General features: G+C 59.3%; 14 protein-coding genes, 1 other RNA gene and 5 pseudogenes. 7 read left to right on the top strand and 13 right to left on the bottom strand.

The genetic code is table 11. The features are described from left to right. Positions 1-10 precede the first annotated feature (10 nt). On the bottom strand, positions 11-1,981 hold the full coding sequence (locus tag J5I97_RS11645) for an XVIPCD domain-containing protein (RefSeq protein WP_208586674.1): 1,971 nt from the start codon (positions 1,979-1,981) through the stop codon (positions 11-13). A 915-nt stretch (positions 1,982-2,896) separates the two neighbouring features. Next, positions 2,897-3,868 (bottom strand): IS5 family transposase, encoded by a 972-nt coding sequence (locus J5I97_RS11640; RefSeq protein ID WP_208586672.1) that lies wholly within the window; start codon positions 3,866-3,868, stop codon positions 2,897-2,899. A gap of 105 nt (positions 3,869-3,973) precedes the next feature. On the opposite strand from J5I97_RS11640, the pseudogene xopC (J5I97_RS20300) reads away from it, so the two are divergent. The 5 genes and pseudogenes from xopC (J5I97_RS20300) to xopH all read left to right on the top strand — a co-directional run. Next, positions 3,974-5,020 (top strand): annotated as a pseudogene (gene xopC / locus J5I97_RS20300) (type III secretion system effector protein XopC); the annotation flags it as partial. Between the two features lie 54 nt (positions 5,021-5,074). After that, positions 5,075-5,880, top strand: a protein-coding gene (locus tag J5I97_RS11630) for an IS5 family transposase (RefSeq protein ID WP_208586475.1) whose coding sequence is annotated in 2 segments (ribosomal slippage) — positions 5,075-5,405 and positions 5,405-5,880 — 807 coding nt in all. Because the reading frame shifts where the segments join, the coding sequence is not laid out codon by codon here. A 6-nt stretch (positions 5,881-5,886) separates the two neighbouring features. Continuing rightward, positions 5,887-7,142, top strand: a pseudogene (gene xopC, locus J5I97_RS20295) (type III secretion system effector protein XopC); the annotation flags it as partial. A gap of 318 nt (positions 7,143-7,460) precedes the next feature. Beyond that, positions 7,461-7,586: pseudogene (locus J5I97_RS20390) on the top strand (acetyltransferase); the annotation flags it as partial. A gap of 103 nt (positions 7,587-7,689) precedes the next feature. Beyond that, positions 7,690-8,760 (top strand): type III secretion system effector XopH, encoded by a 1,071-nt coding sequence (gene xopH, locus J5I97_RS11620; RefSeq protein ID WP_208586671.1) that lies wholly within the window; start codon positions 7,690-7,692, stop codon positions 8,758-8,760. Between the two features lie 98 nt (positions 8,761-8,858). Here the strand turns inward: xopH and J5I97_RS11615 are convergent. Both J5I97_RS11615 and J5I97_RS11610 read right to left on the bottom strand, forming a co-directional pair. Beyond that, positions 8,859-9,664, bottom strand: a protein-coding gene (locus J5I97_RS11615; protein ID WP_208586669.1) for an IS5 family transposase whose coding sequence is annotated in 2 segments (ribosomal slippage) — positions 8,859-9,334 and positions 9,334-9,664 — 807 coding nt in all. Because the reading frame shifts where the segments join, the coding sequence is not laid out codon by codon here. A 54-nt stretch (positions 9,665-9,718) separates the two neighbouring features. Further along, positions 9,719-10,330, bottom strand: a complete 612-nt coding sequence (locus J5I97_RS11610; protein WP_208586667.1) for a hypothetical protein — start codon at positions 10,328-10,330, stop codon at positions 9,719-9,721. A gap of 494 nt (positions 10,331-10,824) precedes the next feature. Here J5I97_RS11610 and J5I97_RS11605 point away from each other — a divergent pair. Continuing rightward, positions 10,825-10,899: non-coding RNA, sX9 sRNA (locus J5I97_RS11605), on the top strand. 249 nt (positions 10,900-11,148) lie between these two features. Here J5I97_RS11605 and J5I97_RS11600 read toward each other — a convergent pair. Further along, positions 11,149-12,364 (bottom strand): annotated as a pseudogene (locus J5I97_RS11600) (IS4 family transposase). Positions 12,365-12,705: 341 nt separating this feature from the next. Continuing rightward, the gene (locus J5I97_RS11595; protein WP_208586666.1) at positions 12,706-13,308 is read right to left on the bottom strand and encodes a class I SAM-dependent methyltransferase; all 603 of its coding nucleotides are present in this window, start codon (positions 13,306-13,308) and stop codon (positions 12,706-12,708) included. A 74-nt stretch (positions 13,309-13,382) separates the two neighbouring features. Between J5I97_RS11595 and J5I97_RS11590 the strand changes: the two genes are divergently transcribed. Continuing rightward, positions 13,383-13,829, top strand: a complete 447-nt coding sequence (locus J5I97_RS11590) for a CopD family protein (protein ID WP_208586665.1) — start codon at positions 13,383-13,385, stop codon at positions 13,827-13,829. Between the two features lie 159 nt (positions 13,830-13,988). Here the strand turns inward: J5I97_RS11590 and J5I97_RS11585 are convergent, their stop codons facing one another. From J5I97_RS11585 to lpxD, 7 genes and pseudogenes are all read right to left on the bottom strand, one after another. Continuing rightward, complete coding sequence (locus J5I97_RS11585) at positions 13,989-14,948, bottom strand: acetyl-CoA carboxylase carboxyltransferase subunit alpha (protein WP_208586664.1); 960 nt, start codon at positions 14,946-14,948, stop codon at positions 13,989-13,991. A gap of 149 nt (positions 14,949-15,097) precedes the next feature. Beyond that, entirely contained in the window at positions 15,098-18,676 is a 3,579-nt protein-coding gene (gene dnaE, locus J5I97_RS11580; RefSeq protein ID WP_208586663.1) for a DNA polymerase III subunit alpha, read from the bottom strand. Between the two features lie 215 nt (positions 18,677-18,891). After that, positions 18,892-19,629, bottom strand: a complete 738-nt coding sequence (locus J5I97_RS11575) for a ribonuclease HII (protein ID WP_208586662.1) — start codon at positions 19,627-19,629, stop codon at positions 18,892-18,894. Positions 19,630-19,664: 35 nt separating this feature from the next. After that, positions 19,665-20,816 (bottom strand): annotated as a pseudogene (gene lpxB / locus J5I97_RS11570) (lipid-A-disaccharide synthase); the annotation flags it as partial. Between the two features lie 95 nt (positions 20,817-20,911). Further along, a complete protein-coding gene (lpxA, locus tag J5I97_RS11565) occupies positions 20,912-21,703 on the bottom strand; it encodes an acyl-ACP--UDP-N-acetylglucosamine O-acyltransferase (RefSeq protein ID WP_208586660.1) in 792 nt (263 codons plus the stop codon). A 23-nt stretch (positions 21,704-21,726) separates the two neighbouring features. Continuing rightward, positions 21,727-22,188: a 3-hydroxyacyl-ACP dehydratase FabZ gene (fabZ, locus tag J5I97_RS11560; RefSeq protein WP_208586659.1), complete on the bottom strand. Its 462-nt coding sequence runs from the start codon at positions 22,186-22,188 to the stop codon at positions 21,727-21,729. Beyond that, positions 22,185-23,198, bottom strand: a complete 1,014-nt coding sequence (gene lpxD / locus J5I97_RS11555) for a UDP-3-O-(3-hydroxymyristoyl)glucosamine N-acyltransferase (protein WP_208586657.1) — start codon at positions 23,196-23,198, stop codon at positions 22,185-22,187. Before lpxD ends, fabZ begins: the two co-directional genes overlap by 4 nt. Positions 23,199-23,230: the final 32 nt, after the last annotated feature.

Genomic DNA, 23,230 nt, shown 5'->3' with positions numbered 1-23,230 from the left:
GGCGACTGCATTATCGTGAGAAACCCTGCTGCTGCGTCTCCACCTGCCGCTGCTGGGCTTGGAGCAACGCCTGATCCTGTTGCCGCTGCGTTTCCGCCGTCAGCTGCTGCAAACTCTGATCGAGCGGTTGCGCCGCGGCCTGGGTTTTATCGATGAGCGCGCGGTCTATCAGTGACGGGTGGTTCGAGATTGCCAGCAAGCTCTGACCATCCCGGACTGGCGTCAGCGCATCGATGCTGGGCAGATGTTGCAGCTTGGCCTGATAGGCGACGGCCCCGGCGACGCCTTCCATCTGCACACGATCAAGATACCCACCGGCTTGCGGCCCCAGCCGTTCCAGGTGCGTTAGTGCCTGCTCGAAAAGCGGATTGTCCCGCCCCGGCAATTGCTGCTGCTTCGCCAGAATCCGTTGCTCCGCATCGGCAACGGTCTGCTGCCAGCGCTCGGGGGTTGCGAACGCTATCGCCGCCGCACGTGCGCCCTGTTCGTCACCGGCTTTCAAGGCGGCGAAATACTGATCGACCAGCGGATGACCGGCCGTTTTGAGACTGGCGGCGGGCTCGCGTGTGTCAACCGTTTGCACTGGGACTTCCAACGGAAAGATCGGGATCGGGTTGGTGTGTTGGTGAGTCGTCGCGGTGTGCTGGAACAAACCGGGTTTTGGCGGACTCGTACTGGTGTCGAGATAGCGCTGCGGTGTATTCGCGTCGGTGGTGAGGGTGATCCCGTTGTGCTCCATCAGGTCTTCACGTAGCCGCAATTGCCCCATGTTGATCTGCATTTGTGGCGACACGCCGTTGACCGGGTGCGCATAGGCGCGGTCGCGGGTGATGATGTTGGTCACCGCATTCGCACCGTAGTAGTTCGGATAGTCGGAATCGCCGTGAAAGCCAATGCCGGTGGTCTGTTCTCGTGTGAGCCCTAGGGTGCCTACCGGCGGCTTATCAAAATAGTTCTGCCCCATCTGCGCCACGTTGGCAGGGGTCATCGACATGGTGCCATCGGCGTTGAAGGTCAAGCCGGAGCGGGCTTGGGCTTGACCAGGTATGGTTTTGCTCTGTTCAACGAAATCGAGAACCCGCGAAGTCAGGTCTTGCTGGCTGGGGTTGATAGGTATAGCCAGCGCCATCATCTCCGTCACATTTGCAGTGGGTTTAGTTTGCTGCTCACGGCTGAGTAGGGCATTCCAACCCGCGATCTGCGCCTTGGCCTCATCCTCTCGCCCCGCTTGGATGACAGCACCTATTGGGGCGGTGTAGTCGTTGACGGGATTGTTGTCCTGCGCGATCTGCATTGCCTGATTGTATGCATTGGTCATTGCAGTTTTCGCGCCCGCCGCATTGAAGCCATGCTGAATTTCATGCCCCAGTACGAAGGTGAGGTCTGCCGAACCGAAGTTGGCTGGCGGTACTGCCAGACTGCTCGGCGGCAGGCTCATGGTCTGGTTCGAGGGATTGTAGGTGCCGCCCGCCACCGTGCCGCTGAGCGAGGCGAAATGCTGCAATGGCGCGTCCTGCCCGTGCCCCGGCGGCGTGACGGCATGCTTGATCTCGGCGGCCAATACTGGCGAACCGTTAATGGTCGACTGCAGGTTGGTGACCATATCCTGCGTCACCGGCTGGGTGACGTTGGCAGCATCTACATAGTTCGTATGAGCGAAGCGCAGCGACATATCCTGCACACGCAATGTGGCGGTGAGGTCCGCGCTAGCCGCAGTTCCTGCCGGCTGGAAGCTGGTGGCCGGTAGTGTGACTACGCCTGAGGCCATGTCGTAGGTGCCCGCCAGATTCGCAGCCGCGCCAGCCTGAGGCAACGCAAAGCCCTTGAGCTGGCCGTTGGCCGCATCCTGATTCAGGTGTTGCAGCAGGCTGGCATTCTGAGTGATGGCGGCACGTAGCTGTGCTTCCTGATCAGGCGTGATGCTGGGTTGCGCAGCGAATTGGGCGATGGCTGCTTGCAGTTGGGCATTGGGATTGGTCATGGCTTAGAGCAGCTAACAAAACGACTGCGCAGCTGCCAGACGGGCACGGTCCTTGCTCGGAATCCTCATGTACCCCTCGTACAGGCCGATTCCTGCCCGCCGCCGCATCCACCTCATCACTTCTCACCACCTTGACCCAGCCCCGGACTCTAAACCTACCGCAACTCAGGGTGGGGCGTCGGACGCTTAATACTCCTACAAATCCTCTTTTTGTTAAACGCGTCACTGTCCTGCAGAATCGAATATTCGCTCTCAGACAGGTTTTTTCTTTTAAGTACCCGTCTACTGATACCGCAAAGCTAAAATATTTGCTGTCGATATGATTTTAATTTCCCCATCAGCGTAACCGCCGTACTAAGGCAATAACTTCCGTGCAAAATTATTTTATTTCAATTCAAGCAGGTCCTGAAAAAATATTTATTAGTTTTTTGCAGCGTTCGTCGAGGCCCTTCATATAAGGATCCGTTTTATTAGCGGAAGCGCACTAGGGTGCCAGGGAAAATAATGATTTAATTTGAGACGCCATGAGTCTTTATAAGACACTTTAAATAAAGTTAATAAATTATTTAAGTTATAAAACCAAGCAATCAGGGGGGGTGGGGCAATCAACAGGAGTCAATCTTGATGAAAACAAGTGGTGTAAGCAAGTCTCATGATCTTAGCCAATTTCATGAGGGAGATTTAACGCCAGAAATTTTAATTCCAGTGGGTCGCAATAGCGACATTCCAAAGGAAGCAGCGTTAAGCGCAGAGCTAAAAGGGCTCCGCCCTCTCAATCGCACTCCATCTAAGGAAGGTCTGAACAACTCTCAACACCTAAAAATATCAGCATAGAGAGCGCCAGTAACGCGTAAATTGGGTATGTAAGACGAGATTTTGCGCTTATCTGGCGGCTTCAGCTGCCGCCGGACAGCATTATGCCTTGGCCGGCAATAACTGCCGGCGCACCATCCATAGATTGGATAGCGCAAACAGCGTCAGCACCTGCGCGGTATTCTTCGCTAGGCCGCGATAGCGGACCTTGACGTAACCAAACTGGCGTTTGATCACCCGAAATGGATGTTCCACCTTCGCCCGCAGGCTGGCCTTGGTGTGCTCCCAGCGCTGGGCCCACTGCAACTCGCGCGCGTTCTTGATCTGCTTGAGCTTGGACGGCTTCTCTGCAATCAGGTAGCGCAACTTGCGCTTGCGCGCCATCTCCGCGCGCTTGTCCAGCCCCGTGTAACCGCTATCCCCGCTGAGCGTGTCTTCCTTGCCATGCAGCAGCTTGTGCGCCTGCGTGATATCGGCAACGTTGGCCGCCGTGCATTCCACGTGGTGCACCAACCCGGACACATCGTCTACTCCAATGTGCGCTTTCATCCCGAAGTAATATTGCTTGCCTTTCTTGGTCTGGTGCATCTCAGGATCGCGCGCGTGGTCAGCGTTCTTGGTCGAACTGGGCGCAGCGATCAGGGTTGCATCGACGATCGTGCCCGAGCGCAGACTTTGACCCTTGCGCGCCAGATGCGCGTTGACCGCTTCCAGCATCCGCGCGGCCAGGCCATGGGTCTCCAGCAAACGACGAAAATTGAGAATCGTGGTCTCGTCAGGAACGTTGTCCAACCCACCGAGCTGGGCAAAACGCCGCAAGCTCGGGATCTCATGCAACGCTTCTTCCATCGCCGGATCGCTCAGCGCGTACCACTGTTGCAGTAGATGAATCCGCAACATCGTGGCCAGTGCGTACGGCTGCCGACCTGGCCGTCCCGACGCCGGATAGTGCGGTGCGATCAGCGCAAGCAACCGCTGCCACGGAACGACCTGCTCCATCTCGGCCAGGAAGATTTCCCGGCGGGTCTGCTTGCGCTTACCCAGGCCCTCGGCGTCACCAAACGTCAGTTGCATGGATCACTCCTCAACGTAGGTGTGTAGTGTCGCGCATCTGGGGGCGTTGTTCAGAGCTTCCCTAAGGTACCAACCGCTAGCGACAACCTTCAGGCGGTCAATAAAATGATTGCCGAGCAACGCTCGAACAACAACGTTGGAAAAGGTCAGTTTCTTCTCTCTACCCAAAACCTAGGGTCTGCAAAGCGTGTAGATTCGCAAAATTATCATTCACGGGATGAATCCGGGAAAGCGCCTTTCTTTTTTAGCGAATTTGCTACCGAGAAGCCATCTTTGCAATCAGTGAAAAGCCTCTCGAAGGGAAAGCAGGACTATTATGCAGTTAGACATGTGGGAAAGCGTGGTCGAGATCTCTTCACTGATGAACCAATCGAGGGCGAAAATAGCAAACTCGGCAGACTAAAAACCAGCCCGTTGTTGAGTACTCAGAGTCAGGGAGCACGTGCTATTCGAGCTCTCGCGGCTACAGCGACAATCGATAAATCTCGTGGAGAATACGTCGCACGGCTACATCGCCATGTAGTTGAGGCTTTGGGCGATGAAGGCGGAGTGGTTCATTTGCTAAGGCCGACGCGCGACCATTATGCCGAAGATAGTACGTTAAACTTCTTTACTTTTTGCGAACAAACAGAGCTGGCTAGCTCACTAAATTCCTTAGAAGCTACTTCAGCTAAGAAGAATGGCAGAAAGCCTATTGTATTTACAGATCATAAGTCCCTCGTGGGTCTCTCAAGAACCTCGCGCACAGAAGCGAGTCCGATCGGCCGTTTGGTACAGCAGCCTTATTTCGTTACATCCGACCTGAAACGCGGCGATAAAGTTGTCATTACAGATGACCACATTCAGGCAGGAGGTTCTATGCTAGCAATGGAAGCAGCAGCCAAGGAGGCAGGTGTGGACGTGCTTGCTCTTGCAACGCTGAGCGCTCATCCATTTTCACCGCAACTTACCATGTCCTCCGAGGTTAGCGCTTTTCTAGACGAAACCCTAGCATCTTGGGATCCTCAAGGAAAGGTTACTGAACGCCTTGCCGCAATCGGAATGCCGCGTGAGAAGTTAACCAATAGCGAAGCGATGATTTTAATCGCCTACGCAATAGATCCGGCGAGCGATTCGGCAATCTCAAGATTCGAGTCAATTCAAAATAACTTAGAGCGTCTAACAAAACCCCTTGAATCTTGTCTCGCCGGTGGCAAAATTGCGGACATGACACGTCGCAAAGAGATCCCCATTGCGCTGTGGAAGCGCATCGAGCCGCTGATTCCCCAAGTGAAGCGTTCGCCCAAAGGTGGACGGCCGCGCATCAGTGATCAGCAAGCCCTCAACGGCATCGTCTATGTCTTGCGCACGGGCATGCCATGGGAAGACCTGCCTGTGGAACTGGGCTATGGCAGCGGCATGACCTGCTGGCGCCGGTTGCGTGATTGGCAAGCCGCCGGTGTGTGGCATCGTCTGCATCAGGTGTTGCTGACCGAGCTGCGTCGCGCCCAGAGGCTGGATCTGAGCCGAGCCAGTCTGGACGCCGCCAGTGTGGCCTCCCCCCGGGGGGCGCCTACACCGGGCCAAACCCGACCGATCGCGGCAAACTCGGCAGCAAACGGCATCTGATCGTGGACCGCAACGGCGTGCCCTTGGCAGTGTGCGTCACCGGCGCCAATCGGCACGACTCGGTCGTGTTCGAGGAGTTGATCGACGCCTTGCCGCCAATTGGTGGCAAACCAGGGCGCCCGCGACGTTGGCCAGACAAATTGCACGCCGACAAGGCTTACGACATCGACCGCTGTCGCGCCTTCCTCAAGCAGCGCGGCATCATTGCGCGGATCGCACGCAAGGGAATCGAGCGCAACGACCGGTTGGGCCGTCATCGCTGGGTCGTCGAGCGCACGCATGCCTGGTTCGCAGGCATGGGCAAACTGCGCATCCGCTTTGAACGCCGCATCGATCTCCACTTGGCGTTGCTCTCGCTTGCATGCTCCATCATCTGCTTACGGCTTCTTCCTGGGTTTTGTTAGCCGCTCTTATTCGAAAGAGCCCATCTTCACAATGTAGGGATAGATCCGGACGCGCCAGATACGCTTGAGCAAATGCAAAAACTACGTTCCATGCAAGAGATTGCAGGGACGGATTCTGCGCGTAACTTCGTAGATGATGCGAAAGTTCTCGAAGGTGAGCATGATTCGCTTATTCCTATTTTGAAGATGAAACCTGCTTCACCTGATGAAATCGTGAAAGAGCTCGACCAGGTTAGTTTAGCGAGCCGTTCCTCAATCCAAGCATCTGAAGTAAAACAGGTTGTCGTATTGGATTGGGACGACTGTCTGCGTGACGAGAAAGGATTGAATTACAAGCTTATGCATAACGCATTAGCTATCGCAGCAAGGGAGCATGCGTCCACGTGGCCTGAGCTCGGAGATGCCGTAGGGGTCCTGCACAGTAAGTTGAAAGATGCAGGACCGGTCGACGATGAAGCGCCATTGCTGATGAAAAATCAAAAAGACTTTTCATCTTATTTGATGGGTAGGCCAAGCGTATATAAGCGCCACATAATTGAAGATTTTGTTAGGAAAATGCTACCAGGAATTTCTGAGCAGAAAGCGGCGTCGATAAATAATGCCATTTACTCTAACTTTGTCCGCCAATATAAAATGCTAGTAAAACCGGAAATTTCGAAAAAAATTATCGCCGGGATGTTCCCTTCCCGGACATCGAGCTTTCCCTGCTTCCTGGCGCAAAAGAAATTCTGGAGAAATCACGCAATGCGAATTCTCGCGTTATATTGATTAGTAATCGCGGTCACGGCGATTTGGAAAACGAGATCAATCATCTTGGAATGATGCACTACTTTGACGTGGTGTCCGGCGCAGAAGAAGTGACCCTTGAAAAGCCGGATTTTGCCCCCTTGCAAATGCCTGAAGATTTGCAGAAGCGGCTTATCAGTTCATTGAATGGCAGTGACGAGGAACCCCTACGGACTACTCTTGCAGAGGCAGCAATTTACGCCCATCCGGATTCCACGATCATTGGGCGGATCGACAAAAAACCCGATTCAACGAGATTGGCAGAGAGCCTTGAACGGTTGTCGGTTCAACCTGATGTACCGATAACCTCTTACGGCGATCAACCCTCCGATATCAAGCAATTAAAGAGTGTTGCGGAGTCAAAGAGTCGTGTACTCAAGGGGGTGATCGTCAACGCGCAGCGTGACGACGTGGGCAGGGAAATTGATGTCGACGGAGTTCCAACCCGTGTTGTCTCTAAAATCACGGAACTTTAGCTGGGCAGAGGCTCGAAACAATCGTGACGTCGCGAGCCATTGAATGGTGAAGACGTTTCTCTAGCAAGACATATGGGCAAATAGCGCATGCCCCCATCTCCGATGCCGGGGATGGGGGCCAAGCTGGCCTCCTCCCCACACCGGGTTCAGCCGACATAGTTTACTTGTGAAAACCTGTGCGCAGGCTTGGACCGCATACACATGGCCAGCCCAAGTTGGGGTTCAGCCGACAAACGTGTAAAAATGACCCACAAGCTCGGATTTCACTCATTGCATCAGTGAGTTAGCGGATATTTCTGGGTAACAAAACTACACTACCTGTACCGTGGGACTGCATTCAAGTGGCTTGATGTCGTTGCACTGTTTGATCGCCTACTGCATGACCAAGACCCGACTACCGATCTGCTGCACGTTAGGCATTCCACAGATCCGGCGCTGGGCAGGCTTCAATATCGCGATTGACGACACAACTTCCGATCACGATATAAAACTAGTTAGCGCGGCAATTAAAATTAGGGAGATATAGTCTATATGGAGGCGACTATAAATGCCGAACAAAATCTCCGGGTCAATTGCACCATCGGCCAGCAGCGACGGGATGAAGAGTGCCGACTGCGCTGAGAATATTAAAGAGGAGGTTGTATCAAAACACGCTCATCAAGCGGTTCCCGCAGAACTCGCTGATCTGCCAAGCCGGCAACCACCTCGGTCGAAAACAGCACTTTATCAGGTAATCCAGAAATTCAGAGACCCTTTGCATCTCCCGCCACCACCCACGTCACATCCTGTTCTAGCTTACGATAGGGATCTAGGATCATCCGATAATTTCCGCTCTTCGGATGAAGAAGACCTCCCCGAAAGTTTCAATCCGACTGGCTGGAAGGACCTGCACGTTTCAGGTAGCGGCAGTATAGCATCCATTGGACAGATTACTAGGTTGAAGCCGTCCAAGGAGCGCCCAGTGGTCGTTCTGGATGCTCGCGAAGAGTCGCATGCCATTGTCGGCGGTTATCCAGGTACTTGGCGTACACCAAACAACTGGGGCAATGCTGGCAAATCACGTGACGAAGCCTTGGCAGACGAGCAACAGAGGATTCAAGCGCTTAAATCGCAGGAGACGGTACATATCTTCCATCGCAAAGATGTCAAGAGCGAAGCCAGCAACCCACGCGGGGCGACGTTAAGTAAGCCACTGATTTTTAGTGAAGAAGAGCTTGTGAAAACTGCGGGTGCAAAATATGTACGTTTGACAGTGACAGATCATCTTTCACCACGTGCGGACGATATTGATGCGTTTATTGCAATGGAGCGGGAGATGGCCCAGGATGAGAGACTGCACGTACATTGTGGTATGGGTCTAGGCCGTACGAAAATATTTATTGTCATGCATGACATACTAAGAAATGCTGCGATGTTATCGTTTAATGATATTATCGAACGGCAACGTAAATTTAATCCAGGGCGAAGCTTGGATAATAATAAAGACGTTTCTGACAAGGGGCGCTCAGAATTTCGTAATGAACGGTCAGAGTTCCTTCCTCTATTCTACGAGTACGCCAAGGAAAATCCAAAGGGCCAACCATTTTTATGGTCCGAATGGCTCGGCCACAACGTGTAAACACATTGCTGACGATAAGCAGATGGACTTCATTATTTCAGCAGCCTCTTAAGTGAAGATCAAACATAGAAGGTAGACTCGGAATATGTTTAGAGCGGCTAACAAAACCCAGGAAGAAGCCGTAAGCAGATGATGGAGCATGCAAGCGAGAGCAACGCCAAGTGGAGATCGATGCGGCGTTCAAAGCGGATGCGCAGTTTGCCCATGCCTGCGAACCAGGCATGCGTGCGCTCGACGACCCAGCGATGACGGCCCAACCGGTCGTTGCGCGCGATCCCCTTGCGTGCGATCCGCGCAATGATGCCGCGCTGCTTGAGGAAGGCGCGACAGCGGTCGATGTCGTAAGCCTTGTCGGCGTGCAATTTGTCTGGCCAACGTCGCGGGCGCCCTGGTTTGCCACCAATTGGCGGCAAGGCGTCGATCAACTCCTCGAACACGACCGAGTCGTGCCGATTGGCGCCGGTGACGCACACTGCCAAGGGCACGCCGTTGCGGTCCACGATCAGATGCCGTTTGCTGCCGAGTTTGCCGCGATCGGTCGGGTTTGGCCCGGTGTAGGCGCCCCCCGGGGGGAGGCCACACTGGCGGCGTCCAGACTGGCTCGGCTCAGATCCAGCGTCTGGGCGCGACGCAGTTCGGTCAGCAACACATGGTGCAGACGATGCCACACACCGGCGGCCTGCCAATCACGCAACCGGCGCCAGCAGGTCATGCCGCTGCCATAGCCCAGCTCCATAGGCAGGTCTTCCCATGGCACGCCCGTGCGCAGGACATAGACGATGCCGTTGAGGGCTTGCTGATCACTGATACGCGGCCGTCCACCTTTGGGCGAACGCTTCACTTGGGGAATCAGCGGCTCGATGCGCTTCCACAGCGCAATGGGGATCTCTTTGCGACGTGTCATGTCCGCAATTTTGCCACCGGCGAGACAAGATTCAAGGGGTTTTGTTAGACGCTCTTAGCCTCCGCCCACGCTGATGGATTCTACGCAGACATGATTCAATTTATCGTCCGGTGGATCGGTTTCTCGACGCTCGCTAATCAGTGCTTCGCGACGCTCGCGAATCAGCACGCTAATGTTGTCGCGAGAGAAGAAGTAACCGGGCAGCCGGAAGACCCGGCGCTCCGCCATTGTGCCATCCGCATTCATGGGAGGCATTGGAGAATCGTATTGCGCCATGTCTTCGCGTTCCACGAATCCCATCTTCTTCAATTCCGCTACATAGGCATTGAAATCCATGCTGCATACCGGAGCCATGTCAGCGCCTTGGCGGTTCTTATCGTTGATGAAATTGTAGGAAGCATTCTTGCGATGTAACTGTGGGTCGTCGTAATACACCACGTTGTAGTACCACTCCGAGTCCGGTAAATACATATTAAAAAAACTGCTAGGCGCCTCTGGCGTAGGCGTCATTGTCAATTGCATCACTGCTTGGAGGCGTTCGAGCGTAAGATCGTTGGACGACTTCAAACTATCGATCAACTTCAAGAACCGCCGGCCCATTTCTTCGGGCGTGAGCTCTGGGTACTCGACAAGGGTGTGCGGTCTGAATGTGTCTGTCGCGCTCATCGTGGCAGGCTCCTTGGGCGGTGAGGTTGGCGTTCCGGAAGGCGTGCGCGCGCAGGCCGTCGTCGCGAAGCAGAAAACCAGCGCAGGTATATGACGGATCAAACCTGCGACAACGCTCGTAGCCCTTTCGCTTGAAGTTTTTCCAGTGGACATCCCGGCTCCTATGCCAATCGCTCTTGCCTACAAGTCTAGTCAAAAGATGGACTATGGTCCCACTGACGTGTAGATACAGCAGCCCGTAGTGGTCTCAGGCTGAGGACGATGGACTGCGGCTACCGTGGGCATAGACCGGGGACAAGCCGATGGACGCCTGCCGCCGCCCACACCTTGCCGCCTGCCTGCGCACACTTCGCGCCCAGAACGGCCAAAAGCGCGACCGCCAGGCAGGCGAGCCATAGAATGGCGTGCCTGCCCATCTGAGGGTGCGGACCTAGAGTGGTTAACAACACTACTGCGCAGCCGCCAGATGGGCGCGGCCGGTGTTCGGAACCCTCGTGTATCGCTCTACACTGCGGTTACTCCGCGCCGTCCGCACCTACCTGGCGACTGCTCGCTACGTTTTGTTAGCCACTCTTAGTCCTACTGTGTCATTAAATCCGCAGATGCGGAGGCATCCCGTCAAGTAGTGCCGCTGCGATGTCCATGGCGATTGTCCAGCGCAGCGTCGCGATCGAGTCGCTCGCGTGGCGCTGGGCGCGCGATTGCCTTGCCGCGCGGTCGGTAATTCTCGGGTAAGGGAGATTCCGCGCATTCCGAGGGTTTTTTTGATGCGCCCCGCGCAAGCGTTCAGCAACCAGGTACTAAGGTATCCCCAAGTTTTACACCGTAAGCATCATCTGCTCGCGCACTGCCGCAGGCAGTGCGCGCAAGCGCTCTATCCACAGTGAGACAGGCTCCATCGGCCAGTGCCTGATTAAGGCTTCTCGACCGATGCGTCGCGTGGAGTAAAGCTTGCGTGTGCTGTTGCGTGGAGACAGCCACTGGGCGATACCGGTAGCTTCGCATCCCAGCCCTGCCAACCAGCTGGCGAATGCAGCCAACGTAGTTGATCAACAGCAGGATCTGTAGTCGCTCGCCGCGTCGGGGCAAACTGTCTTCCAGCGCCTGGCCGTAGCGATGTGATTTCAGATCGCGAAATGCCAGTTCGATCTGCATCCGTCGTGCGTACACATTCACTAACCGCTTAGCGCTGGGTGCCTGCAGCTGCGGGGATGCAACGATCAACCAGGGCTCGCGCTCACGCGCCGCGGCCTTCAGACTCGATGACGCACGCGAGGCTTTGGCGGGTGAGCGGCGATTGCACTGTTTGCGCCCTTGCCGTGTCTTGGCGTAAACCACTAACCGGCAATCGAGTGGATCGCTGCGATTGGCCTGCATCGGCGGTAACTCGCAGGCACGATTGGACGCCAAAACGTGCCGTTTCCGGCTGTCGCTCCATTGCTCTGCCTCATCCGGCACGTTCTGCGGCTTGACTTGCGGGCGTCCGCGCAGTCGCCCAACTCAACACCAGCCCATGGCCGATACGGCGCGGAACCACGGTGTCCGGAAGCCGGCGTCAGTGACCAGGATCGGGCGAACATCGTCCGGAACCAGTGCCCTCAGTTGTTGCAAGAAGCGTTTTTCTGCACCAGGCGATCCCTGCTGCTTTCCTGGCACCACCATGTCCAGCAAGGTGAGCGTGCGGCCGCCCACCGGCACCGCTGCGCGCAGCAGACACCACGATTTGTCTGGCTTCAAATCGCTCCAGTCGATGACGATTACCGGTTGCGCGCCGCGCACCAGCCACTGCGCCATATCGTGGTCGATCACTGATCGCTCAACCTGCAAATTGCGATTACTCAGCAGGCGATCGACTGCCTTGAGCGGCGCGCGCACCCGCAGTGCGCCGGGCCACGAACGTGCGATGTCCATCAGTGTCAGCCTGCGTCCGTGCAACAACGCCTCAACCGCATGCAGCAACGCGCGTTCGCGCAACGCATGCATCCCGGACAGTGAGTTGGGCAGGCACTTCTGCAATACTTCGCTGGCGCGCATGGTCGTCAACCTTCTCTGGCTTAGGCACCTTGAAGAGTGCGCCATGCGCGCACTTTCTTCCAGACGATCATGTCGCAAGTGATTGATCTGCCAGGAGGAAATGTGGGGAAACCTCAGGGTAAGGATGCTTTTTTGGCGCAGTCATCGGATCCATTTACGCTCATTCCCACCGCGAAGGAGTTCGATTTGGTGGCGCCGATATTTGTGTACGAACAGTTACGTCAATGCGCGTACTTACCAAAGGGAAGCTAGGAATGCATTCTTCCCTGGGTAGGTCTTTCTATTGCGTACCGGCAACACTCGCAAATAGCTTGTTATCGTATGTGCGTCGCGGCCCTATGCTAGCCGCGCTCCAACGCCGACGCCGCTGCGGCCAGCTGCGGCGATAGCCAGCAGTGCGAGCCGAGTGCAGCGAACCCCACACTGGCGAAGCGGCGCCGATACCAGCGCGCCGGCCGCGCCTGAAAACCATCGTGGTCGCCTTCGAAGGCGTCTTCCTGCGCGAAGGTTTCTAGAAACGCCACGCCTGCGCACATCTCCGCCAATCCAGGCAGGCCCTGATTGAACTCGCGCGTGGGCACGTAGTGCAGCACGTCCGAGCAGATCAGCAGGTCCACTGGTGCGCACGGACGCAGCCACGCGAAGTCGCCGAGGCGGGCAGGGTGGATCTGTCGGCTGCGGCCGTAGCGCTGCACTGCGTAGGCACTGCTATCCAAGCCCAGGTAGCTGATCTTTGGCCGCAGCGTCAGCAGCGGCGCGCGCCACGCGGCCTCGCCGCAGCCGATATCCAGCACGCTGCGGATCGGGCGCTCAAGGTAGTACTCGGCCTGGCTTACCGCGAGTGCGACCTTGCGTCGCAGGCGCGCAGGGTCGGCCAGCCCGGCATCGCGATACCAGCGGCTGAAATAGTGAGCGTCGTACTGTTTGTCGTTTGACTGCTGCATGGACGTAAGCTGCTTTCTCGCGCGCGGATAGGTGAAAATGCGGGCCATCCTACGCGAGCCAGCGGAGCCAGCGCATGACCTTGTATTTGTGGATCAAGACCTTCCATCTGTTGTTCGTCATCGCCTGGATGGCTGCGGTGTTCTATCTGCCGCGCATCCTGGTCAATATCGCCGAGGCCGGGGCCGAACCTGCGGTGCGCACGCAGCTGGTGCTGATGGGGCGTCGTCTCTATAAGTTCGGCCACAGCATGCTGGGCCTGGCGCTAGTGCTGGGAGCGGTGCTGTGGCAAGGTTATCGAGTGATTCCGGATTTCCCGACGATGGGGGCCGGCGGCTGGCTGCACGCAAAACTATTTGCGGTGGCGCTGATCCTGGCGCATTACATCGTGTCCGGACGCTGGCTCAATGGCGTCGATCGAGGACGCTCCTTGCCCAGCGGCCGCGCACTGCGGCTGTTCAACGAAGTGCCGGTGGTCTTGTTGGTCGGCGTGATCTGGCTGGTGCTCGCCAAGCCGTTTTGAGGCTGGGAATCTAGAATCGTTTAGAGCGGCTACCTGGAAGCCGGATTATTCCGGCCCCAGGGCATGCTGAGCAATTATTTCCGCAGCTTGTTGCAGACCGTCAGCGCAACGCACACAGCAGGCCGCTCTGCCGATTGCCGATTCCAGCGGCGCCACCGATCAATTGCCTTCGTAAGCTCCGTAGCTGCGCAGGCGCTGGTAACGCTGCTGCAGCAGAGCATCGATGGGAATCTTTTCCAGCGTATCCAGCTCGTTGAGCAGTACGGCCTTCAAGCGCTTGCCCATCTGCTCGGGATTGCGATGCGCACCGCCAGTCGGTTCGCGGATCACCTTGTCGATCAGACCCAGGCCCTTCAAACGCTTGGCAGTGAGGCCGAGTTGTTCGGCAGCATCCTTGGCCTTGGCGGCGTCCTTCCACAGGATCGAGGCGCAGCCTTCCGGCGAAATCACCGAATACGTGCCGTATTCCAGCATCAAGGTGCGGTCGCCCACGCCGATCGCCAGCGCGCCACCGGAGCCACCTTCGCCGATCACAGTGCAGATTACCGGCACCTTGAGTTCGGCCATTTCCAGCAGGTTGCGCGCGATCGCTTCGGACTGGCCGCGTTCTTCGGCGCCGATGCCTGGGTAAGCCCCCGGGGTGTCGATAAAGGTCAGCAGTGGCAGGCGGAAGCGCTCGGCCAGCTTCATCAGGCGCAGCGCTTTGCGGTAGCCCTCGGGGCGTGGCATGCCGAAGTTACGCGCCACCTTGGTCTTGGTGTCGCGGCCTTTCTGGTGACCGATGATCACCACCGGGCGTCCGTCGATGCGGCCCAGGCCACCGACCATCGCCTTGTCGTCGGCATAGGCGCGGTCGCCAGCCAGTTCCTGGAATTGGTCGCAGATAATACCGATGTAGTCCAACGTGTATGGGCGCTGCGGGTGGCGCGCCAGCTGCGAGACCTGCCAGGCAGACAGGTCGCGGAAGATCTGCGCAGTGCGCACGCGCAGCTTGTCGCGCAGCGCACGCACCTCGGTGTCCACGTTGACTGCAGTGCCGGTGCTGGCCTTGCGCAGTTCCTGGATCTTGGCTTCCAGATCGGCGATGGGTTGCTCGAAGTCGAGGTAGTTAGGATTCATGCAGTGGCGTCGTCAACGTAAGGCTGGAAGTGTAGCCGAAGCGGTGCGCTTGGCCCGTACGGTTGGGTTGGGAGAATCGGGAATCGGGAATCGGGAATCAAAGCAAGGCGACCGGCCGTCTTGCTTTTGCGATTGGCGATTCCCGATTTTCAAGCCCACGGTGGGTTGTACTTGATCTTCAACGTGCGTACTGCCGGATCGGCGCGCAGGCTGTCCATCAGTTGCTGATCGATGCGCACCGAGTGGCTGCCATTGAGATCGAGCATGCCGGCGACGCCGCCGCTGGGGGCGCGCAGCAGCAGATCCAGACGCAATGGCGTCTTGCCGGGGCGGTGCTTGGCCAATAGTGCGTCGATGCGCTTCCATGCCTGTTTTTCGCGCAGGTCCAGGCGCAGCGACAGCCGCTGTGTATGCTCGGCGCAGATCTGCTCGTAGTCCCAGCATTGGCGGATGCGCAGGCTGTAGCCACCGTTGAATTCGTCCTCGCGCAGGCCGCCCTTGACGATCAGGATGCGGTCGCGGGTGAGCAGGTGGCCGAACTCGGCCATCGCATCGGAGAACGCACTGCATTCGACCCGTCCGCGACCGTCTTCCAACTGCACGAACACCTGGCTCTCGCCCTTGCGGCGTACGCCGATCACCAGGCCCGCCAGAATCGCACTGACTTCCGGGCGCCAGGCGCGTTTCTCGCCATCGCCGCCGCCGCGTTGTTGCGAGGTCAGGATCTTTTCCAGCGAACCCAGGTCGCAACCGACCAGCTCGCGCACTTCGTCCCGGTGCGTGTCGAACGGATGGCCGCTGAGATAAAAGCCCAATGTTTCGCGCTCGCCGGTGAGCAACTGACCAAGCGGCCACTCTTTGCTTTCGGGCAGATCCAGGCGCATTGCCGGCACGCTCGGGTCCGGCCCGCCGAACAGCGAGTTCTGGCCCGAGGCCCGTTCGCGCGCCATCTGCTCGGTGGCCTTCATCACCTCCGGCAATTGCAGCATCAGCGAGGCGCGGTTCTTGCCCAGCCCGTCCATTGCGCCAGCATTGATCATCGCTTCCAGCGTGCGCCGGTTGAGCTTTGCGGTACCCACGCGGGTGCAAAAATCCAGCAGCGTCGTGTAAGGTCCGCCGCGCTGGCGTTCTTCGACGATCGCCTCGCATGCGCCCTGGCCGACGCCTTTGATCGCGCCCAGGCCGTATTGAATCGTGTCCGGGCCTGCGGCCTGGAACATGTACGCCGATGCGTTGATGCCCGGTGGCTTGACGGTCAGGCCGAGATTGCGCACTTCGTCGAGAAAGCCGACCACCTTGTCGGTGTTGTCCATGTCCGAGGACAGTGTGGCGGCCATGAATTCGGCCGGGTAATGCCGTTTCAGCCAGGCGGTCTGGTAGCTGATCAATGCGTACGCGGCGGCGTGCGATTTGTTGAAACCGTAGCCGGCGAACTTCTCCATCAGGTCGAAGATTTCGTCGGCCTTGTGTGCGCTCACGCCGCCCTTGGCTGCGCCTTCGCGGAAAATTTCGCGGTGCTTGGCCATTTCGGCCGGCACTTTTTTGCCCATGGCGCGGCGAAGCAGGTCGGCACCGCCTAGCGAATAATCGCCGACGATCTGCGCCATCTGCATCACCTGCTCCTGGTACACCATGATGCCGTAGGTGTCTTTCAGGATGACTTCGGTGCGCGGATCCGGGTAAACGATCTCTTGCTTGCCGTGCTTACGCGCGTTGAAGTCGGGGATCAGGTCCATCGGGCCGGGGCGGTACAGCGATACCAGCGCGATCAGGTCTTCGAAGCGGTCCGGGCGCGCGTCCTTGAGCAGGCGGCGCATGCCCGAGGATTCGAACTGAAACACCGCGCCGGTATTGCCAGATGCGAACACGCCCTTGTAGGTAGGCACGTCGTCGAGCGGGATAGCGGTGATGTCGACCGGGTCGATGCCGGCGCGCGCGTGGCGTGCGTTGATCGCCTTGACTGCCCAATCGATGATGGTCAGCGTGCGCAGGCCGAGGAAGTCGAACTTCACCAGGCCGACCGCTTCGACGTCGTCCTTGTCGAACTGGGTGACCGGATTCTTGCCGCGCCCGTCCTCGTCGTGTTCGGCGAACAGTGGGCAGAATTCGGAGAGCGGCTCGGGCGCGATCACCACCCCGCCAGCGTGCTTGCCGGCGTTGCGGGTGAGGTCTTCGAGCTGACGGGCCAGATCCATCAGATCGCGCACGTCGTCTTCGACCTGATAGCGCTGGATCAGATCCGGCGAGGCCATCTCCGAGTCCTTGCCTTCTCCCATCGCATCCTTGAGCGTGATGCCCAGGATGTTGGGGATCAGCTTGGCCACGCTGTCGACCAGACCATAGGTGAAGCCGAGCACGCGCCCGGCATCGCGCACCACCGCCTTGGCGGCCATGGTGCCGTAAGTGATGATCTGGCTGACTCGTTCGCGCCCGTACTTGCGCGCCACGTAGTCGATCACTTCGTCGCGGCGATCCATGCAGAAGTCGATGTCGAAGTCGGGCATGGACACGCGTTCGGGATTGAGGAAGCGCTCGAACAGCAGGTTGTAGGGCAGCGGGTCCAGATCGGTGATCTGCAGTGCCCACGCCACCAGCGAGCCGGCACCGGAACCGCGGCCCGGGCCGATCGGAATGCCCTGGTTTTTTCCCCATTGGATGAAGTCGGCCACGATCAGGAAATAGCCGGGAAAGCCCATCTCGATGATGGTGTCCAACTCGAATTCCAGGCGGTCGACATAGTCCTGGCGGGTCTTGCCCGGCGCGATCGGGCTCTTTTCCAAGCGTGCCGCCAGACCATCGCGCGACTGGCTGCGGATCCAGCTGTCCAGCGTTTCGTTTTCCGGCACCGGATAGGCTGGCAGGAAGTAGGTGCCCAGGCGCATCTCGATATTGCAGCGTTGCGCCAGCGCATGCGTGTTGTCGATGGCGTCGGGCACGTCGGCGAACAACGCGGCCATCTCCTCGCCCGATTTCAGGTATTGCTGGTCGCTGTAGTGGTGCGGACGTTTGGGATCGTCCAGCACGCGGCCCGACGAAATGCACACGCGTGCTTCGTGCGCATTGAAGTCGCTGGCGTAGAGAAAGCGCACATCGTTGCTGGCCACCACAGGCAGGCCGCGCACACCGGCGGCATGCAGGGCGAATTGGTTGAAGCGTTCCTCGCCCTCGCGCCCGGTGCGGGTGAGTTCCAGATGCAGGCCATCGCCGAATACGCGTTGCCAGTCGGCCAGTTGCTGCTCGGCCAGGTCGGCGCGGCCTTCGCCGAACAGGCGCCCGGCCAGGCTGTCGCGCCCCGCCAGGGCGAACAGGTTGGCGTGCCCGCTCTGCAGCCATTCCGGGTGGATCGCTACGCCGCCTTCGGGGCGGTGGCCTTCCATCCAGGCGCGGGTGAGCAGACGCGACAGGCTCAGATAGCCTTCGCGGTCACGACACAGCAGGGTCATACGCCAGGGCGTCATGTCCGGCGTGGCGATCATCACGTCGGCGCCGGCAATCGGCTTGATGCCCACGCCTTCGGCGGCCTTGTAGAACTTGACCAGCGCGAACAGATTGTTCAGGTCGGCGACTGCCAGCGCGGGCATGTCGAGTTCGACCGCGCGGCTGAGCAGGTTGGCCTGCTTGGCCTTTTTCGGATCAGCCTGATCCGGTTTCTCGGGCACACGGATGGTGGAATCCGCCAGCGAGAACTCGGTGTGGACGTGCAGATGGACGAAGCGGGAAGTGGACATGCGGAACCAGAACGATGCCCGGGCAGGGTAGCGGTGAGGGCGGAGGCGAACAAGGCTTGACAGGCGGGCAGTCGGGGCCCGAGACCGGAGACCAGGTGAGGCAGCAGATCGGGCCATTCGAGCGGCACCGACCCTCCTGAGGCGCGCGTGACGGGCGTGTCACGCACCACGTTGAGCACGGTTCCGCTCGATCCGACCGGTCCGGCAATCTCTGCCTACGGCAATCCCGCCGCCGACCCGATCTGTAGCTGTTCCAGTTTTCCGGTCCCTGATGCCGGTGTCCGGCTCCCCAGCGCCAACCTCACCGGCGCGAAGCTGCGGCGGTGCTGCGGGCACGGCCCATGGGTCTGCAGCGCAGCCAGATGCACCGGGGTGCTGTAGCCCTTGTGCCGGTCGAAGCGGTATTCGGGGTGTTGCGCGTGCAGCTCATGCATCAGGCGGTCGCGGGTGACCTTGGCCACGATCGAGGCGGCCATGATTGCGCGGTCGAGCGCATCGCCGCCAATCAACGCCTCGGCCGGGCAGGGCAATCCCTTGGGCACGCGGTTGCCATCGATACGCGCAAACCCGGCCACATGCGCCACACCTTCCACTGCGCGCCGCATGCCAAGCATAGTTGCCTGGTAGATATTGATGCGGTCGATTTCTTCGCTATCGATCAGCACCACCGACCACGCCAGTGCTCGCTCGACGATGCGCGCGTACAGCTGCTCGCGCCGCTCGGCGCTCAGCTGCTTGGAATCGTCCAGCCCATTGATGCGCGGCTTGCTGGGATCGAACACGACCGCCGCCACCGCCACCGGCCCTGCGAGCGGTCCGCGGCCGGCTTCATCGACGCCGGCAATCAGGCGCCGGGATTCGGTATTCGGGATGGGCGATTCGCCAAACAAGGGCGACTGGCGCACCTCGGCGTTGGCGTCATCTATTGGTAAACGCGGCGCAAGGACTTTCATGCTTTTGCTCCTGACCAATCCCAAATCTCTACTCATCAATCCGTGCCTTCAAGCAGCTCCGCCACCGCATCCGCCGCGCGCGCCGAGGCATCGCGGCGCAGCTCGGCGTGCAGGGCGAGATAGCGTGGCTGCAGGGCGGCGACTTTCTCGGGGTGCTTGAACCAATCGAGCAGGGCGAGGCACAGCCGTTCCGGCGTACAGTCGTCTTGTATCAGTTCCGGCGCCAGATCGTCGTTGGCCAGGATGTTGGGCAGTGCGTAGCGGTTGACCTTGAGCAAGCCCAGCGTCTTGACGATGCGGTAGGTCAGTGGGGCAACCTTGTAGCCAACCACCATGGGGCGCTTGACCAGCATTGCCTCCAGCGTGGCGGTGCCGGATGCCAGCAACACCACGTCGGCAGCCAGCATTGCGGTGCGCGCCTGGCCGTCGAGCAGATGCGAGCGCAGCACCGGCAGTGACGAGCGCGATAATTGTTCGGCCAACAATTGCTTGCAGCAGGCGTTGGCCGCAGGCACCAGCACGTGCAGATTGGACAGGTGCTCGGAGAGCAGCCAGGCGGCCTGGAAAAACGTCTCGCCTAGCCGGCGAATTTCGCCATGCCGGCTGCCGGGCAGCACCGCCAGCACGGTGCTGGACGCGGAAAGACCTAACTTGGCGCGCGCAGCTTCGCGGTCGGCCTGATAGGCAATGTCGTCGGCCATCGGGTGGCCGACGAAGCGCGCATCTACAGCGTGTTTGGCGTAGATCGGCGGCTCCATCGGAAACAGGCACAACACCAAGTCGGCGCTGACCCCTAGCTTCTCCGCACGCTTCTGGCGCCATGCCCACACCGAGGGGCTGACGTAGTGCATGGTGCGGATGCCGCGTTGTTTTAGCCAGCGCTCGACCGGTAGATTGAAATCGGGCGCGTCGATGCCGATAAATACGTCCGGCTTCCACGCCAGCACGCGCTCGCGGAACGCGCTGCGTAGCTTGAGCAGACGCGGCAGATGCCGCAGCACTTCGGTCAGCCCCATCACCGCCAGCTCGCTGGCATCGAACCAGGTCTGGCACCCGGCACTGCGCATCGTATCGCCACCGATGCCGACAAACTCCGCATTCGGGTAACGTCGACGCAGCTGTTCGATCAGCCCGGCACCCAGGATGTCGCCGGAGGCTTCGCCGGCGATGAGGGCGATGCGTGGAGCGGGACCGAGGACCGGGGACCCGGGACCCGGAAAAAGCATTTCACCGCCGCAGTTGCCGTTACCGGCCCCCGGCCCCCGGCCCCCGGTCACGGTATTCATCGCAACAACGGCCTTTCCGCCGCTTCGATGAACTCGAGCAGGCTACGTACGTCCTCGCTGCTCTTGGCCTGTTCGGCCAGCTGCAGTTTGGCCTCGCTCAGTGGCAGGCCGGCGACGTACAGCGTGCGGTATGCGCGCTTGATCGCGGTAATCCGCTCGGCATCGAAACCGCGGCGCTTGAGCCCTTCGCTGTTGATGCCGCGCGGGCGGCCCAGCGATTCGCTGCCGACCATGGTGAACGGCGGAACGTCGCCGTTGATCAGCGCGCCCATGCCCAGGAAGGCGTGCGCGCCGATGCGGCAGAACTGATGCGCGCCGGCAAAGCCGCTGATGATCACGTAGTCGCCCACAGCGACGTGGCCTGCCAGCGTGGTGTTGTTGGAGAACACGCAATGGTTGCCGACATGGCAGTCGTGCGCCACGTGTGTGTAGGCCAGCATCCAGTTGTCGTTGCCGACTACGGTAACGCCGCCACCGCCGCCGGTGCCGCGATTGATGGTGACGAATTCGCGGATGACGTTGCCGTCGCCGATGACCAGTTCGGTGCGCTCGCCGGCGTACTTCTTGTCCTGCGGTTCGCCGCCGACCGCCGCATGGCCGATGAAGCGGTTGTTGCGGCCGATCCTGGTAGGGCCATGGAGCGAGCAATGCGGCCCCACCTCGGTGCCCGCACCGATCTCGACATCGGCGCCGATCAGCGAAAACGCACCCACGCGCACATCGTTGGCCAGTCGCGCCGACGGGTCGATGACGGCGGTAGGATGGATCAAGGGTGGTTGATCACGCATCGTGTCTCACCTCCAAAAGAGAATTATTCTCTGCCGCCAGCGCACATGATGTCGGCACTGGCCACGACTTCGCCGTTGACCTTGGCCTCGCCGTAATAGCATCCCATGTTGCGAATCAGTCGCTTCATCTGCACCTCCAGAATCAGCATGTCGCCCGGCACCACCTGTTTGTTGAAGCGTGCGTTGTCGACCTTGACCATGTAGAACAGCTTGGACAGCGCATCGCGCCCTAGGCCGAGCTGGGTCATTACGCCGCCTGTCTGCGCCAGCGCTTCGATGATCAATACGCCGGGCATGACCGGGCGGGTCGGGAAATGTCCCTGAAAGAACGGCTCGTTAATGCTGACGTTCTTCTGCCCGACGACGCGCTTGGCTTGGAGATCCAGCTCGACCACCCGGTCGATCAGCAGAAACGGGTAGCGGTGCGGGATCAGCGTCTGGATCTGATTGATGTCGATCGGCAGCTCGTAAATGGGGTGACTCATTCTTTCTCCTTGCCCACAGCCAGGATACGCCGTGCCAGCACATCGAGTTGTTTGAAGCGCGCCGCATTCTTGCGCCACGTGAGATTGTCGGTGAGAGGTGTGCCGGACGAATACTCGCCTGGCGCATGGATGGAATTGCGCACCACCGACTTGCCGGTGATCACGACCTTGTCGCAGATCTCCAGGTGACCGACCACGCCCACATGTCCGCCGAGCAGACAGTAACGGCCGATCTTGGCGCTGCCGGCAATGCCGGTGCAGCCGGCGATGGCGCTATGCGCACCGATATGACAGTTGTGCGCGATCTGCACCAGGTTGTCCACGCGCACGTCTTCTTCCAGCACGGTGTCATCGAGCGCGCCGCGGTCGATGCAGGTGTTGGCGCCAATCTCGCAATCGTCGCCGATCAGCACGCCGCCGAGCTGCGGCACTTTGATCCAGTGGCCGGCATCCATTGCCAGACCGAAGCCGTCAGCGCCGATCACCGCACCGGGGTGAATGCGTACCCGCTTGCCCAAGCGCACGCGGGTCACCAGGGTGACGCGTGCAAGCAGTTCGCAGCCCGCATCTACAACGCAGTCTTCGCCGATGATGCTGCCGGTGCCGATGACGCAACCATCGCCCACGCGGCTGCGCGCACCGATGCTGACGAACGGGCCGACATGCGCGCTCGACGAGATCTGAGCTGAGGGGTCGATCGCCGCTGAGGGGTGAATGCCCGGTTCGCGCACCGGCGCCACATCGAACAACGCGGCGATCTTGGCGAAGGCGGTATACGGGTCTTTGGCGACAAGGGCGGTGCCGCGCGCGGCCTTGGCATCTTCGGCGCGCAATACCACGACTGCTGCCTGGCTGTCGGCAAGCTGCGGCCGATAGCGCGGGTTGGACAGGAAGCTCAGCTGCCCCGTGCCGGCATGTGCCAGGGTGGCGACGCCGCTGACTTCGGTGGCGCCGTTACCGACGATGGTCAAACCAAATTGTTCGGCAATCGCACTGGCGGTCAGTCGCATCCTGGTAAACCTCGCATAAACGGTAAGTGGCT

Origin of the sequence: Xanthomonas fragariae (assembly GCF_017603965.1) — a bacterium.
GTDB lineage: Bacteria > Pseudomonadota > Gammaproteobacteria > Xanthomonadales > Xanthomonadaceae > Xanthomonas > Xanthomonas fragariae_A.
The sequence above is the reverse complement of the archived record's forward strand: the minus strand, read 5'-3'. Positions and strand labels throughout refer to the sequence as shown.

Bases quoted from the DNA above. Each gene is read 5' to 3' on its own strand.
- J5I97_RS11595 (WP_208586666.1), bottom strand. From the start codon at position 13,308: ATGCAGCAGTCAAACGACAAACAGTACGACGCTCACTATTTCAGCCGC.
- xopH (WP_208586671.1), top strand. From the start codon at position 7,690: ATGCCGAACAAAATCTCCGGGTCAATTGCACCATCGGCCAGCAGCGAC.
- J5I97_RS11585 (WP_208586664.1), bottom strand. From the start codon at position 14,948: ATGAATCCTAACTACCTCGACTTCGAGCAACCCATCGCCGATCTGGAA.
- fabZ (WP_208586659.1), bottom strand. From the start codon at position 22,188: ATGAGTCACCCCATTTACGAGCTGCCGATCGACATCAATCAGATCCAG.
- J5I97_RS11645 (WP_208586674.1), bottom strand. From the start codon at position 1,981: ATGACCAATCCCAATGCCCAACTGCAAGCAGCCATCGCCCAATTCGCT.
- J5I97_RS11575 (WP_208586662.1), bottom strand. From the start codon at position 19,629: ATGAAAGTCCTTGCGCCGCGTTTACCAATAGATGACGCCAACGCCGAG.
- dnaE (WP_208586663.1), bottom strand. From the start codon at position 18,676: ATGTCCACTTCCCGCTTCGTCCATCTGCACGTCCACACCGAGTTCTCG.
- lpxA (WP_208586660.1), bottom strand. From the start codon at position 21,703: ATGCGTGATCAACCACCCTTGATCCATCCTACCGCCGTCATCGACCCG.
- J5I97_RS11640 (WP_208586672.1), bottom strand. From the start codon at position 3,868: ATGCAACTGACGTTTGGTGACGCCGAGGGCCTGGGTAAGCGCAAGCAG.
- lpxD (WP_208586657.1), bottom strand. From the start codon at position 23,198: ATGCGACTGACCGCCAGTGCGATTGCCGAACAATTTGGTTTGACCATC.
- J5I97_RS11590 (WP_208586665.1), top strand. From the start codon at position 13,383: ATGACCTTGTATTTGTGGATCAAGACCTTCCATCTGTTGTTCGTCATC.
- J5I97_RS11610 (WP_208586667.1), bottom strand. From the start codon at position 10,330: ATGAGCGCGACAGACACATTCAGACCGCACACCCTTGTCGAGTACCCA.